This is a genomic window from Desulfovibrio sp. ZJ200, from assembly GCF_011039095.1.
GTDB lineage: Bacteria > Desulfobacterota > Desulfovibrionia > Desulfovibrionales > Desulfovibrionaceae > Desulfovibrio.
Genome location: NZ_JAAKEH010000065.1, coordinates 1 through 12,630 on the forward strand (window position 1 = coordinate 1; position 12,630 = coordinate 12,630).

Here is a 12,630-nt window from a genome sequence, read left to right on the forward strand (position 1 = left end):
CTTTGAAAATGCTCTGCTGACGCGAAAGCGGCAGCCGCCGCAACGCGGCGTACATTCAGGCGAAAACCGCGTTTTTCGCCTGAATGCCACCTTTGACTTTCATAAAAAGTCAAAGGTAATCTGCTCTAACGTCCAGGGCGCTATGCCGAAATGCCGATCCCCGGGAGGACAGCGGGATGAAAATAGCCTTATTGCAATGCAACAGCGTGACCGGCGACGTGGCCGGGAATCTCCAGCGCATCCTTGACGCCGCGCGGCAGGCGGCCGGCGCGGATCTCTGCGTGACGCCGGAGCTGGCTCTCTGTGGCGCGGCTCCCGGCCATTATCTCTGCGCCGAGGATTTCGCGGAAGGGTGCCGTCGGGCCTTGCAGCAACTGGCCGAGGCCCTGCGCGACGGGCCGCCGCTGCTGGTGGGCGCGCCGGTGGTCAGCGTCTATGCCGCGGGCCTGCTTTCCAACGCGGGCGTGCTCATCCACAAGGGGCAATGGCAGGTGGTCTCGCGCAAGGTCTACCAAAGCCTGGGCCAGAATTTCGGCCAGGGCGCGGGCCAGGTCGATGACGTGCGCTATTTTGATCGCGGCATTTCCTGCGGCATCCTGCCCCTGGCCGGCTGGCGGCTGGGCGTGGTGCTCTGCGAGGACGCTGCGGCCGAGGGGGGCGCGTTCTGGAAAACCCAGTATGCCAGCGGCCATAATCCGCTTATGGAACTGATCCAGCGCGGGGTGGACGCCATTGTGCACATGGCGGCCGCGCCGTTCAGCGTGGGCGCGCAGGAAGCCGGGGAGCAGATGCTTTCGCATGTGGCGGCGCGGCATCATGTGCATCTTTTTTCCGTCAATCTGGTGGGCGGCAATGACAGCCGCATCTACAACGGGCAGAGTCTGGCCTTTGATCCCACCGGGCAGTTGCTGGCCCGGGGCAAGGCTTTTGAGGAAGATGTGCTGGTGGTTGACACCTCGCTGGGGCCCGCTGAGCCCGAACCTCTCTGCACAAGCGCGGAAGAAGCCTGCTGGCGCGCTTTGACCCTGGGCACGCGCGATTTCGTGCGCAAGTGCGGGGCCGAACGGGTTATTGTGGGGCTGTCCGGCGGCATGGATTCGGCCCTGGTCTGTTGCATTGCGGCAGAGGCATTGGGCCCGGAGCGTGTCACGGGCGTGCTGATGCCTTCGCCCTACAACAGCGAAGGCTCGCTGACGGACGCCCGCGCTTTGGCCGACAATCTGGGCGTGACCACCGTCACCCTGCCCATTGAGCCGCTGATGCGCTGCTTTGAGGAAACGCTCAGGCCCGGGCTTGCCCTTTTTCCGGAACAGGCCGGCGACGTGACCTTTGAAAACGTGCAGGCCCGCATCCGCGGCACGCTCCTCACGTCCCTGGCCAACCGGGCCAGGGCTCTTGTGCTGAATACAGGCAACAAGAGCGAGGGGGCCCTGGGGTATACCACGCTGTACGGCGACGCCGTGGGCGCGCTTGGCGTCATTGCGGATCTGACCAAAACCCAGGTCTATGCCGTGGCCCGTTGGTACAACGAGCGCCGGGGCGCGGCCATCATTCCGCAAAATATTTTCGACAAGGCCCCTTCAGCAGAACTGCGCCCCGGCCAGAAAGATGCCGACAGCCTGCCCCCTTATGACGTGCTTGATCCCTTGCTGGAGAAACTGCTCGCGCCCGCGGCGCACGGGGCGGCCGGGCTTGAGCCCGAGGCGTGCCGCGAGGTGCGCGACAAACTGTTCAAAGCGGAATTCAAGCGCCGCCAGGCTCCCCTGTGTCTGCATGTGAGCCGCATGCCTTTCGGCTCGGGCTGGCAGGCGCCTGTAGCGGGGCGCTACCGGCTGCCGTAAACAGTGCCGGGCTGCCCGGGCGATCGCTCACAGCCCCGGCGCGCGGCGCAACGGGGAGGGATTCGCCTTTGATATGATTTCCGTAAAAAATTCATTGTAATTTTACATGGTTGCAAAAGGAATTTCACGCTAAAAGTGAATTCTTCGCAACGGGTTTTCCCTTGAAGCCCGGCGCGGGCTGGAGTAAAGTCACCTGTCAGCCCACAATACTTTGACCCGGAGGAAGTCATGGCGGAAGCACCGGAGAAAAATCTGGCCCTTGATATTGTGCGCATTACCGAGGCCGCGTCCCTGGCCTCGGCCCGCTGGCTGGGCCGCGGCGACAAAGAGTCCGGTGACGGCGCGGCTGTGGACGCCATGCGCGTCAGCTTTGCCACGCTGCATATTGACGGCCTTGTGATCAGCGGCGAGGGTGAAAAAGATCATGCCCCCATGCTGCGTAACGGCGAAAAAGTGGGCATGGGCGACGGGCCGAGCCTGGATGTGGCCGTGGACCCGGTGGAAGGCACCAATCTGCTGGCCTACGGTCGCCCCAACGCCATTTCCGTGGTGGGCGTGGCGCCGCGCGGCAGCATGTTCAATCCCGGCCCCAGTTACTATATGCAAAAGCTGGTGGTGCCGCGCGAGGCGCGCGAGGTCATAGATTTGGACGCGCCGGTCAAGGTCAACCTGGCACATGTGGCCAAAGCCATGGGCAAAAGCATTCAGGATCTGGTCGTCTTCGTGCTGGACAAGCCCCGCCATCAACGCTTGATCGCGGAGATCCGCGAGGCCGGGGCCCGCATTCAGCTTCAGACCGACGGCGACGTGGCTGGCGCGCTGATGGCCGTTGATCCGCGCTCCGAGGTGGATGTGATGCTGGGAACGGGCGGCACCCCGGAAGGCGTGCTGGCGGCCTGCGCCATCAAGGGCATGGGCGGGCAGATCCTGGCCAGGCTGGACCCGCAGTCCTATGTGGAAAAAGAAGCCATCAACGAAGCGGGCATTGATCTGCGCGAAGTGCTCACGGTCAACGATCTGGTGCGCAGCGACGATTGCTTTTTCGCCGCCACGGGCATTTCCGGCGGCGACTTTTTGCGCGGCGTGCGCTACAGCGCGCGGCACGCGGTAACCCATTCCCTGGTTTTGCGTGGCAAAACCGGCACATTGCGCTATGTGGAGTCGTACCATAATATGGACAGACTCTCTAAAATCAGCGCGGTTCGGTATTGAATGAAAAGAGCGTATTTTTTGTTTCCGGGTCAATGGGCATTTTCCTCCCCGGTCGGTTTCGGCCTGATGATCCTCCTTCTGTTTTTCGTGCTGCCGGTTCCCATCGCCGAGGCCGCGCGCTCCGTGCCCAAAAAGCCCGCGCCCGCTTTGACCGTATATGACAATCAGCCTCCGGTCACGGACAAGGAATTGATCGACTTTCTGGAAATTCTGCCGCGCTTCCGGGCCTGGGCCAAGGAAAACAAGGAAGAGGCCCACCCTGTGCTGCGCAACGGCAAGGCGGATTTTCTCTATTCTCCCCAGGCCGCGGAATGGGTGAGGGCCCAGGGCTGGGATCCGTTGCGCTTTTTCAGCGTCATGGGCCGGATGGCCGCGGCGCTGGTCATCGTTGAGGAAGGCAACGACATGAGCGGCACTCGTCCGCGCGACATGCCCAGCGTCACGGAAGAAGAACTGACTCTTGCCCGCCGCCACCTGGGCACCATGCTGAAAGCCGGAAGCGACGCGCCGCCGATCAATCGCTGAATGCTTTCATCAGTTCGGAATATCAGGCGGTTTTGCGGGGCTTGGATTTGCCTTTGCAAGACTGGAGAAATATAATCATCTGAATTTTTTGAAAAATTTCCCTCCCATTAGAGCGTTTTCTCTTTGAAAATGCTCTAGCAAAACGCTCTAAAAGTTGTGGATATTTTCAAAAGCAATACACTCTCGCTTTGAAGCAACGGAAATGGTCATAAAAACCCCTTGAAGCTTTGAGCCTCAAGGGGTTTTGCTGTTCTTGTTCCGGAACGATCCTGGAGGGTCGGTAAAATGGAGCTGGCGGGGACGCATAGGAGTCGAACCTACCGCAGACCGTAAAGCCTGCCGCCGGTTTTGAAGACCGGGCGCCACACCGGTGACGAAACGCCCCCGCATTGCATGATGACAGCCACAGGCGAGCAAATTTTTCAGTTGCCTGCGGACGCGTGGCGGATTTTCATCCGTAGCTTCCTTCGCCGCAACGGCTGAAGCCTGGACGCGAGATGATGGCAGCGAAGTGATTGAAAATAGATATTTTCAATCAAAAAATGCTCTACGGTGCGCAGAGCCGTTCCAGGCTCTGGAACCTGCACCTGCGCTGCACGGCTGTTCCACCAAGCGGCAGCCATTCCGAAAAGATCCGGGAAGGCCCATTCGGGCCGTTGACGCCCTGCTTTCAGGAAGAATAATGGCACGGAAGCAAACAGCCGTCAATCACAAGCATGGGCCGGGCAGGGCTGCCGCGCTTATTGCCAGGCATGGAAGCAATGGTATACATAGAGCGTTTCGCTAATGAAATTAGCTAAACGCTCTGGCGGCAGCGTTAGCTGGCGCCCGCGCCGAATGAGCGTCCAGAGCGCGCTCTGGACGCGAAATGATGGCAGCGCAGTGATTGAAAATAGATATTTTCAATCAAAAAATGCTCTAGTCTGGCATTGCCTGTACGGGCGTGCATTTGACAGCGGCCGCGTGCAGGTAGTACTTTCTTGCGCGGGCCGACCGCCAGTCCGGCTCTGGCCGCGCGCAGCCGCTGCGCGCGGAAATCGTAACGGAGGCAGCGTTGAATCAGATAAGTCGCAACCTGATGCTTTGGGCGATCATCGTCCTGGCGATGGTCATGCTTTTTAATATGTTCCAGCAGCCGCAAAGCGCTCTGGAGCAGGTGCCCTACACGGAATTTATGAACCGGGTGGACAAGGGGCAGGTGCTGTCCGTGACCATCCAGGGGCATACCCTTACCGGCAAAGTGGCCGAGGGCAAGAGCCTGGTGACCTATGCCCCGCAGGATCCGGGGCTGGTCAGCAAGCTCATGGAGAAAAAGGTGGAAATCAAGGCCGAGCCGCCGGAGGAACAGCCCTGGTACATGGCTCTGCTGGTTTCCTGGTTTCCCATGCTGCTGTTGATCGGCGTCTGGATATTTTTTATGCGCCAGATGCAGAGCGGGGGCGGCAAGGCCATGAGCTTCGGTCGCTCCAGGGCACGGATGCTCAATCAGGAGGGCGCGCGCATCACCTTTGACGACGTGGCGGGCGTGGACGAGGCCAAGGAAGAGCTCTCGGAAGTGGTGGAATTTCTTTCCAATCCCAAAAAGTTCACCCGCCTGGGCGGGCGCATTCCCAAAGGCGTGCTCCTGGTGGGCCCTCCGGGCACGGGCAAGACGCTGCTGGCGCGCGCCGTGGCCGGCGAGGCCGGGGTGCCGTTTTTTTCCATCTCCGGTTCGGATTTTGTGGAAATGTTTGTGGGCGTGGGCGCTTCGCGCGTGCGCGACCTTTTCGTGCAGGGCAAAAAAAACGCGCCCTGCCTGATTTTTATTGATGAAATCGACGCCGTGGGCCGCCAGCGCGGCGCGGGTCTGGGCGGCGGCCATGACGAACGCGAGCAGACCTTGAACCAATTGCTGGTGGAAATGGACGGCTTTGAGAGCAATGAAGGCGTGATCCTGATTGCAGCCACCAACCGCCCGGATGTGCTGGACCCGGCTCTGTTGCGGCCCGGCCGCTTTGACCGCCAGGTGGTGGTGCCCACGCCGGATCTGCGCGGCCGCCGCCGCATCCTTGAGGTGCATACCAAGCGCACGCCCCTGGATTCGGATGTGGATCTGGAAGTGCTGGCGCGCGGCACGCCCGGCTTTTCCGGCGCGGATCTGGAAAACCTGGTCAACGAGGCCGCCCTGCAGGCCGCCAAGCTCAACCAGGACAAACTGGACATGCGCGATTTTGAATTCGCCAAGGATAAAGTGCTCATGGGCCGCGAGCGGCGCAGCCTGATTCTTTCGGAAGAGGAAAAGCGGATCACCGCCTACCATGAAGGCGGTCACGCTTTGGCGGCCCGTCTGCTGCCCGGTTCCGACCCGGTGCACAAGATCACAATCATCCCGCGCGGCCGCGCTCTGGGCGTGACCATGCAGTTGCCGGAGGAAGACCGCCACGGCTACTCGCGCACCTTCCTGCGCAATAATCTGGTGGTGCTGCTTGGGGGCCGCGTGGCCGAGGAGCTGATCTTCGACGACATCACCACCGGCGCGTCCAACGATATTGAGCGCGTCACCCGTATGGCCCGCAAGATGGTCTGCGAATGGGGCATGAGCGAGGCCGTGGGCACGCTTGCCATCGGCGAAACCGGCGAAGAGGTTTTCATCGGTCGCGAATGGGTGCAGAACAAGAACTTCAGCGAAGACACGGCCCGCCTGGTAGATTCCGAGGTCAAGCGCATCGTGGATGAGGCCCATTCCCGCTGCCGCAAGCTCCTTGAAGATAATGTGGAGATTCTGCACCGCATCGCGCGGGCTCTGCTGGATCGTGAGACCATCACCGGCGATGAGCTGGATCTGATCATGGAGAATAAGGAACTGCCGCCCCTGGACGTCAACGGCAAACCCGTGAAGACCTCCCCGAGCGCTGCGCATCGCGGGGAGAAGCAGAACAAGGAGCCGGATGCCTCCGCAGACTTTCTGCTGGAGCCGGATGCCCAGGGCAGGAGCGACGCCCGGACAGTGGAAGCGGTTTCCGGGCACGACGCCGCAGCCGGGCAGGACCGCGGAAGGGACAAGGACGCCGCTTGCGACGCATCTTCCGATGCCGCCTTGCCGAAGCCGCAGGATGCGGCGAACGACCGGGGGCCGGGCGCGTCGGAGCCCGGGGCGCACGGCGGGGATCATGACAAAAAATAAACCGGGCCCGGGTTCGGCAGCAACGAGCCCGCCCTGGCATGTCGGGGGGGGGCGGGCGCTTGTGACGCCCGCCCCTTTCGGCGTCATGGGCATCGTGAACCTGACGCCCGATTCTTTTTATGACGGCGGCGCGCATGCCACGGCAGAAGCAGGTCTGGCGCATGCCCTGCGCCTGCGCGACGAGGGGGCCGACATCCTGGATTTGGGGGCCGAATCCTCCCGGCCCGGCGCGCGCTCTCTCACGCCGCAAGAGGAACAGGCCCGCCTTTTGCCCGTCCTGACCGCTCTGCGGCGCAAAGCCCCGGGCGCAACGCTTTCCGTGGACACCTGGCATGCGGCCACCGCGGTCGCGGCGCTGGAGCTGGGCGCGGGGATCGTGAACGATATTTCAGCCTGCGCTTTTGAGCCGGAACTGCTGGACGTGCTGATCCACTACAAGCCCGGTTATGTGCTGATGCACAGCCAGGGCCGCCCCGAGACCATGCAGCACAATCCGCGCTACGCCGATGTGCGCCGCGAGGTGAGGGATTTTTTCGAGCGCGCCCTGAACCGTCTTGTAAGCGCGGGCCTGCCCGAAGACCGCATTGCTCTGGACCCGGGCATCGGTTTCGGCAAAAGTCTGGAGCACAATCTGGCGCTTCTGGCCCACCCGGAGGACTGGCTTTCTTTCGGTCGCCCGGTACTCATGGGCCTTTCCATGAAATCCGTGTTCGGCGGCCTGCTGGGCCTGCCCGCAAGTGGGCGGGGGCCTGCTTCTCTGGCGGCCACGGTCCTGCTCTGGAGCCGTGGCGTGTTCTGGCACAGAGTGCATGACGTGGCGGCCACGCGCCAGGGTTTGGGGGTCGCAGCGGCACTGGAGCCGGGCATGGGCCGGGCCGCGTGGGCGCAACGCGGGCCAAGCGCCGGGCAGCGTACAAGGAAAGAGCATCGTGTTTGAGCATGTCACCCTTGACTGGCGGGATCTTCTGGACATTGCCCTGGTCAGCGCGCTGCTCTATCAGGTCATTCAACTGTTGCGCGGCTCCAGGGCTCTGGCCGTGCTCACCGGCCTGGGGCTGCTGACTCTGCTGTATTTCATGGCCGGGGCCATGGGGCTGTACACCCTCACCTGGCTTTTGCAGCATATCTTCAGCTCCCTCTTCATTCTCATTGTGGTCATTTTTCAGGCCGACATCCGGCAGGCTTTGGGCGAAATGGGCGCGCACCGCCTGTTCAGGCGGCCCGAGCTGAAACAGGGCGGGGTTGAGGAGGTGGTCAGGGCCTGCGTGGAAATGGCCCGCCTGCGCGTGGGCGCGCTGATCGTCATTGAGCGCAGCATGCGCCTGGAGGATATGATCAAGCGCGAGGGCGTGCGCGTGGACGCCCAGCTTTCCCGCCAGCTGCTGATGAATATTTTTTATCCCAAGGCCCCGCTGCACGACGGCGCGGTGGTCATCAGCCGGGGGCGGATCATGGCTGCGGCCTGCATTTTGCCCCTGGCCGTGGCCAAGGGGCAGAATTTCGGCACGCGTCACCGCGCCGCTCTGGGCATCACCCGGGAAAGCGATGCCGTGGCCGTGGTTGTGTCCGAAGAGCGCGGCGAAATTTCGCTGGCCATGAAGGGCGATTTGATCCGCTCCCTGGACGCGACGCGCTTGAGGCAGGTGCTCAATGAAATCCTCTAGCAGTCCCCGGCGCGCGCCGCATCTTGTTTCATTGCTGGTGGCCGTGCTCACGGCCGTGGGCATGTGGTATGTGGTCAGCGTGCGCGACCGCCTGGAAGCCCAGGTGGAAGTGAATATTGATTATTTCGGCATCCCGTCCAATCTGGTGGTCACTGACGGCCTGATCAGCAAGGTGCTGGTGCGTTTGCGCGGCCCGGAAACCCTGCTGCGTTCCATCCCGCAGCAAAAGCTGACTCAGGCCGTGGATCTTTCGGGCATCAAGAAGGGCGACACGATTGTGCCTTTGAGCGGCGAAAGTATGGGGCCCGCTTTCCGGGCCTTTGAGCTCGTGGACGTGCAGCCGCCGCGCATTGTGCTCAAGGCCGACACGCTGCTGGAACGCAGCGTGCCTTTGCGCGCCATTGTGGATTCGCCCTTGCGCGGGGGCGCGCTGACCGTGGAAAACGTCAGCGTTTCCCCGGCAACCGTGGTTTTGCGCGGACCGGAAAGCGTGGTCTCGGATATTTCCAGCCTTCCTCTGACCATCATGCTCGATCCCAAGGCTGCGGGCACCACGGTGCAACAGATCGTCACCCTGGATACGCCAAGCCTGGTGACTGCCACGCCGTCTTCCGTGCGCGTGCAATATACCATCACCAGCGGGCGCACTGTGATTTCACGACGCTGCAAGGTGGAGCTCTCAGTGGAGAACCGCCGCCTTTACGCCGTGACGCCGGACGAAATCACCGTGCTGGCGGAAGTGCCGGAGGCCCTGGCGAAAAGTGCCCGCTATCTTTCCCGCCTGGAGGTCAGCGTCGTGCCGCCCGCTCTGGAGCCGGGCCAGCATGCGAAAGTGGAGCTGCGCTTCCGGCTGCCTGAAGGCATGACGCTCTTGAATTCGGCCACGGAAGAAGTTACGGTTTCACGCAAGAAAAAATAATCCGCGCTTCCGGGCCGCTGCGATGGCTGCGGCTGGAGTACGCTCCCCGGGCAAAAAGCTGCTTTTCCTGCCGCAAGGGCAAAACGCCTCGCAGAGCGTTTTGCTAATGAAATTAGAGCGTTTTGCTCATGAAATGAGCTAAACGCTCTGGCGACAGCGTTAGCTGGCGCCCGCGCCGAATGAGCGTCCAGACCGCGTTCTGGACGCGAAATGATGGCAGCGCCGCTTTTGAAATTGAATAATTTCAAAAGCAAAATGCTCTAGCTAAACGCTCTGGCATGGCGAAGCCATGCCCGCCGCGCGCGTCAGCCGTTGGCGGCTGTGCCGCCTTACGGATGACGACAGCTCTAAAGACAGCCCCCGGGGCGCGTCGCAAGAAGGAGATCTCATGGCTGAGCGTCTTTTCGGCACCGACGGACTGCGCGGCACAGTGAACAACGCCCCCATGACCGTGGATGTGGCCCTGCGGCTCGGGCTTGCCGCCGGAGTGCGCTTCAGGCGCGGCCCGCACCAGCATAAGGTGGTCATCGGCAAGGATACGCGGCTTTCGGGCTACATGTTCGAGTCCGCGCTCACGGCCGGGCTGTGCGCCGCGGGCATGTACGTGATCATGACCGGCCCCCTGCCCACGCCCGCCATTTCTTTTCTGACGCGCAGCATGCGTGCGGATCTGGGCGTGGTCATCTCGGCTTCGCATAATCCTTATTCCGACAACGGCATCAAATTTTTCGACGCCGACGGCTATAAACTGCCGGATCAGACCGAGGACGAGATTGCCGCAATGGTGCAAAAGCCCGATATGGCCTGGCCCTATCCGCAAGCGCATCAGGTCGGTCGCGCCGCCAAGATTGAAGACGCGGGCGGTCGCTATATTGTCTACACCAAGAGCTGTTTTCCGCCTCAGCTTACGCTTTCCGGCCTGCGCATCGTCATCGACTGCGCCAACGGCGCCAGCTACAAGGTGGCCCCGCTGGCTCTGGAAGAGTTGGGCGCCGAAGTCTTTCGCCTGGGCACGCAGCCCAACGGCCTGAATATCAATGAGCACTGCGGCTCGCTCTATCCCGAAGTGGTGGCGGCCAAAGTGCGCGAAGTGCGCGCCGACGTGGGGCTGGCCCTGGACGGCGATGCGGATCGCCTGATTGTGGTGGATGAACACGGCGCCATTCTGGACGGGGATCAGCTCATGGCCCTCTGCGCCCAGGCCATGATGGCCCGCGGCGAGCTGCCGGGCAATCTGCTGGTGGCCACAGCCATGAGCAATCTGGCTCTGGAGATCTTCATGCGCGAGCATGGCGGCAGCCTGCTGCGCACCAAGGTGGGCGATCGCTATGTGGTGGAAGCCATGCGTCGCGAAGGAGCCATGCTCGGGGGCGAACAGTCCGGCCATTTGATTTTCCACCGCTACAGCACCACGGGCGACGGCCTGCTGGCGGCCCTGCAAATTCTGCGGATCATGCGCGAAAAAGAAAAACCTCTTTCCGAGCTGGCCGGTTTGCTCACGCCCTTTCCCCAGCAGCTTGTCAACGTGCGGGTGGAAAAACGCCTGCCGTTTGAGGAGCGCCCGGCCATTGCCGAGGCCGTGGCCCGCGTGGAAAAGGAACTGGCGGGCCGCGGGCGGGTGCTGTTGCGCTATTCCGGCACCGAGTCCCTCTGCCGGGTCATGGTGGAAGGCGAGGACGCGGACAAGGTCAAGGCCTATGCCGAGGATTTGGCCGCGGTGGTGGCGCACGAACTGCGCTAGAGCCGTCTGCCTGTGTCCGCAACCGGGCCGGAGCCGCATACTTTTGAAAACGTTCCCATGCCGCTCTATGTGTGGCGTGAGCGCTTGGTCACATTACAGTGCTCAAAAATATCCCGCGAGGTCCTTGGGCAAGCGTACCTGTCTTTGCTGTGTTTTCCCGCTTTTTGCTGCGCTGAGGCCGCAAAATTGCGTTTTTTGCTTGCGCTTGCCAGGCTTTTGGATGATTATCTAAATGTGGAACAACCAATGTGGAACAACCGCAGTGGAGGCGCACATGAAAGATATACGCAAGGTAGTCATTCCCGTGGCCGGTTGGGGTACGCGTTCACTGCCCGCAACCAAGAACATTCCCAAGGAAATGCTGCCCATCTATAACAAGCCCGTCATTCAGTATGTGGTGGAAGAGGCGCAGCGCGCGAAAATCCAGGACGTGATCTTTGTGACCAACCGTGACAAGAGCGTCATTGAGGATCACTTTGACTACAACCTCCAGCTGGAGGCGGTGCTGGAGCGCGCAGGCAAGGTGGACAAGCTGCGGGAAGTGCGGGAAGTGGCTGAGATGGTCAACATCATGTCCGTCCGCCAGAAAAAGCAACTGGGCCTCGGCCATGCTGTGCTTTGCGCGCGCGAGCTGGTGCGCGACGACCCCTTTGCGATCATGGTGGGCGACGACCTGATGTTCGGAGGCGTGCCGGGCATCGGCCAGCTCATTGAAGTGGCCATGGCCGAAAAGATGCCGGTCATCGGCGTCATGGAAGTGCCTTGGGAAAAGGTCAGTCGTTACGGGATCATCGACGGCGAGGAGGTGGCCCCCGGGGTCTTCAGGGTTCGCAGCATGGTGGAAAAGCCCAAGCGTGAGGATGCGCCCTCGCGGCTGGCCATTGTGGGCCGTTATGTGCTCACCCCGGAAATCTTCGACTTTCTGGAAAAGGCCAAGCCCGGCCACGGCGGCGAGATCCAGCTCACTGACGCCATGCAGGCCATGGCCCAGGAGCGCGGCATGATGGCCGTGCGCATGTCGGGCATGCGCTTTGACGCGGGCGATTGGGCGGAATTTTTGACCGCTAACATTTATTTTGCCTTGCAGGATGAAGAACTGCGCTACGAACTGCTGGGTCTCCTGAAGAATTTCGTGCAATTCCATTAGCGCAGTTTTACTTTGAAACTGTTTTTCCGGCGCGAAAGCGGCCGCCGCATCGGTGCTTTTGCCAGCGTGGCTGTCGCTATCTGCACGTCCTTCCGGGCTACGGCTACCGCGCCCGTCAGCCCTTGGGGCTGACGGGCGCAGTGCTGTGGCCTGCTCTTAGAGCGTTTTGCTCATGAAAGTAGAGCATTTTCTCTTTGAAAATGCTCTGCTGACGCGAAAGCGGCAGCCGCCACAACGCGGCGTACATTCAGGCGAAAACCGCATTTTTCGCCTGAATGCCACTTTTGACTTTCATAAAAAGTCAAAGGTAATCTGCTCTAGAGCATTTTCACTTTGAAAATGCTCTGCTGACGCGAAAGCGGCAGCCGCCGCAACGCGGCGTACATTCAGGCGAAAACCGCGTTTTTCGCCTGAATGC

General features: G+C 61.5%; 11 protein-coding genes and 1 tRNA gene. 11 read left to right on the forward strand and 1 reads right to left on the reverse strand.

All coding sequences use genetic code 11. The features are described from left to right. The 4 genes from G7Y52_RS13325 to G7Y52_RS13340 all read left to right on the forward strand — a co-directional run. Positions 1 to 247, forward strand: a 247-nt coding sequence (locus tag G7Y52_RS13325; RefSeq protein ID WP_165072696.1) for a hypothetical protein, incomplete at its 5' end; no start/stop codon positions are given. Continuing rightward, positions 177 to 1,841 carry an NAD+ synthase gene (locus G7Y52_RS13330; RefSeq protein WP_165072698.1) on the forward strand — a complete coding sequence of 555 codons (1,665 nt, stop codon included), beginning with the start codon at positions 177 to 179 and terminating at the stop codon, positions 1,839 to 1,841. The genes G7Y52_RS13325 and G7Y52_RS13330, both read left to right, overlap by 71 nt. Positions 1,842 to 2,069: 228 nt before the next feature. After that, positions 2,070 to 3,053 carry a class II fructose-bisphosphatase gene (gene glpX / locus G7Y52_RS13335; RefSeq protein ID WP_165072700.1) on the forward strand — a complete coding sequence of 328 codons (984 nt, stop codon included), beginning with the start codon at positions 2,070 to 2,072 and terminating at the stop codon, positions 3,051 to 3,053. Further along, positions 3,054 to 3,578: a serine/threonine protein phosphatase gene (locus tag G7Y52_RS13340; RefSeq protein ID WP_241159760.1), complete on the forward strand. Its 525-nt coding sequence runs from the start codon at positions 3,054 to 3,056 to the stop codon at positions 3,576 to 3,578. It abuts the gene before it with no gap. Positions 3,579 to 3,870: 292 nt separating this feature from the next. Here the strand turns inward: G7Y52_RS13340 and G7Y52_RS13345 are convergent. After that, positions 3,871 to 3,964 (reverse strand) — tRNA-Sec (locus G7Y52_RS13345). A 668-nt stretch (positions 3,965 to 4,632) separates the two neighbouring features. Here G7Y52_RS13345 and ftsH point away from each other — a divergent pair. The 7 genes from ftsH to G7Y52_RS13380 all read left to right on the forward strand — a co-directional run bounded on the left by ftsH (position 4,633) and on the right by G7Y52_RS13380 (position 12,549). Continuing rightward, complete coding sequence (gene ftsH, locus G7Y52_RS13350) at positions 4,633 to 6,741, forward strand: ATP-dependent zinc metalloprotease FtsH (protein ID WP_165072703.1); 2,109 nt, start codon at positions 4,633 to 4,635, stop codon at positions 6,739 to 6,741. Then, complete coding sequence (gene folP, locus G7Y52_RS13355; RefSeq protein ID WP_241159761.1) at positions 6,728 to 7,678, forward strand: dihydropteroate synthase; 951 nt, start codon at positions 6,728 to 6,730, stop codon at positions 7,676 to 7,678. The genes ftsH and folP overlap by 14 nt, the downstream gene beginning before the upstream one ends. Continuing rightward, entirely contained in the window at positions 7,671 to 8,405 is a 735-nt protein-coding gene (gene cdaA / locus G7Y52_RS13360) for a diadenylate cyclase CdaA (RefSeq protein WP_165072705.1), read from the forward strand. Before folP ends, cdaA begins: the two co-directional genes overlap by 8 nt. Next, a complete protein-coding gene (locus G7Y52_RS13365; protein ID WP_165072707.1) occupies positions 8,392 to 9,324 on the forward strand; it encodes a CdaR family protein in 933 nt (310 codons plus the stop codon). The genes cdaA and G7Y52_RS13365 overlap by 14 nt, the downstream gene beginning before the upstream one ends. 388 nt (positions 9,325 to 9,712) lie before the next feature. Further along, positions 9,713 to 11,065 carry a phosphoglucosamine mutase gene (glmM, locus tag G7Y52_RS13370; protein WP_165072710.1) on the forward strand — a complete coding sequence of 451 codons (1,353 nt, stop codon included), beginning with the start codon at positions 9,713 to 9,715 and terminating at the stop codon, positions 11,063 to 11,065. A 274-nt stretch (positions 11,066 to 11,339) separates the two neighbouring features. Then, a complete protein-coding gene (gene galU, locus G7Y52_RS13375; RefSeq protein WP_165072712.1) occupies positions 11,340 to 12,212 on the forward strand; it encodes a UTP--glucose-1-phosphate uridylyltransferase GalU in 873 nt (290 codons plus the stop codon). Positions 12,213 to 12,384: 172 nt separating this feature from the next. Continuing rightward, positions 12,385 to 12,549, forward strand: a complete 165-nt coding sequence (locus tag G7Y52_RS13380; protein WP_165072715.1) for a hypothetical protein — start codon at positions 12,385 to 12,387, stop codon at positions 12,547 to 12,549. Positions 12,550 to 12,630: the final 81 nt, after the last annotated feature.

Bases quoted from the DNA above. Each gene is read 5' to 3' on its own strand.
- G7Y52_RS13330 (WP_165072698.1), top strand. From the start codon at position 177: ATGAAAATAGCCTTATTGCAATGCAACAGCGTGACCGGCGACGTGGCC.
- glpX (WP_165072700.1), top strand. From the start codon at position 2,070: ATGGCGGAAGCACCGGAGAAAAATCTGGCCCTTGATATTGTGCGCATT.
- G7Y52_RS13340 (WP_241159760.1), top strand. From the start codon at position 3,054: ATGAAAAGAGCGTATTTTTTGTTTCCGGGTCAATGGGCATTTTCCTCC.
- folP (WP_241159761.1), top strand. From the start codon at position 6,728: ATGACAAAAAATAAACCGGGCCCGGGTTCGGCAGCAACGAGCCCGCCC.
- G7Y52_RS13365 (WP_165072707.1), top strand. From the start codon at position 8,392: ATGAAATCCTCTAGCAGTCCCCGGCGCGCGCCGCATCTTGTTTCATTG.
- glmM (WP_165072710.1), top strand. From the start codon at position 9,713: ATGGCTGAGCGTCTTTTCGGCACCGACGGACTGCGCGGCACAGTGAAC.
- galU (WP_165072712.1), top strand. From the start codon at position 11,340: ATGAAAGATATACGCAAGGTAGTCATTCCCGTGGCCGGTTGGGGTACG.
- G7Y52_RS13380 (WP_165072715.1), top strand. From the start codon at position 12,385: ATGAAAGTAGAGCATTTTCTCTTTGAAAATGCTCTGCTGACGCGAAAG.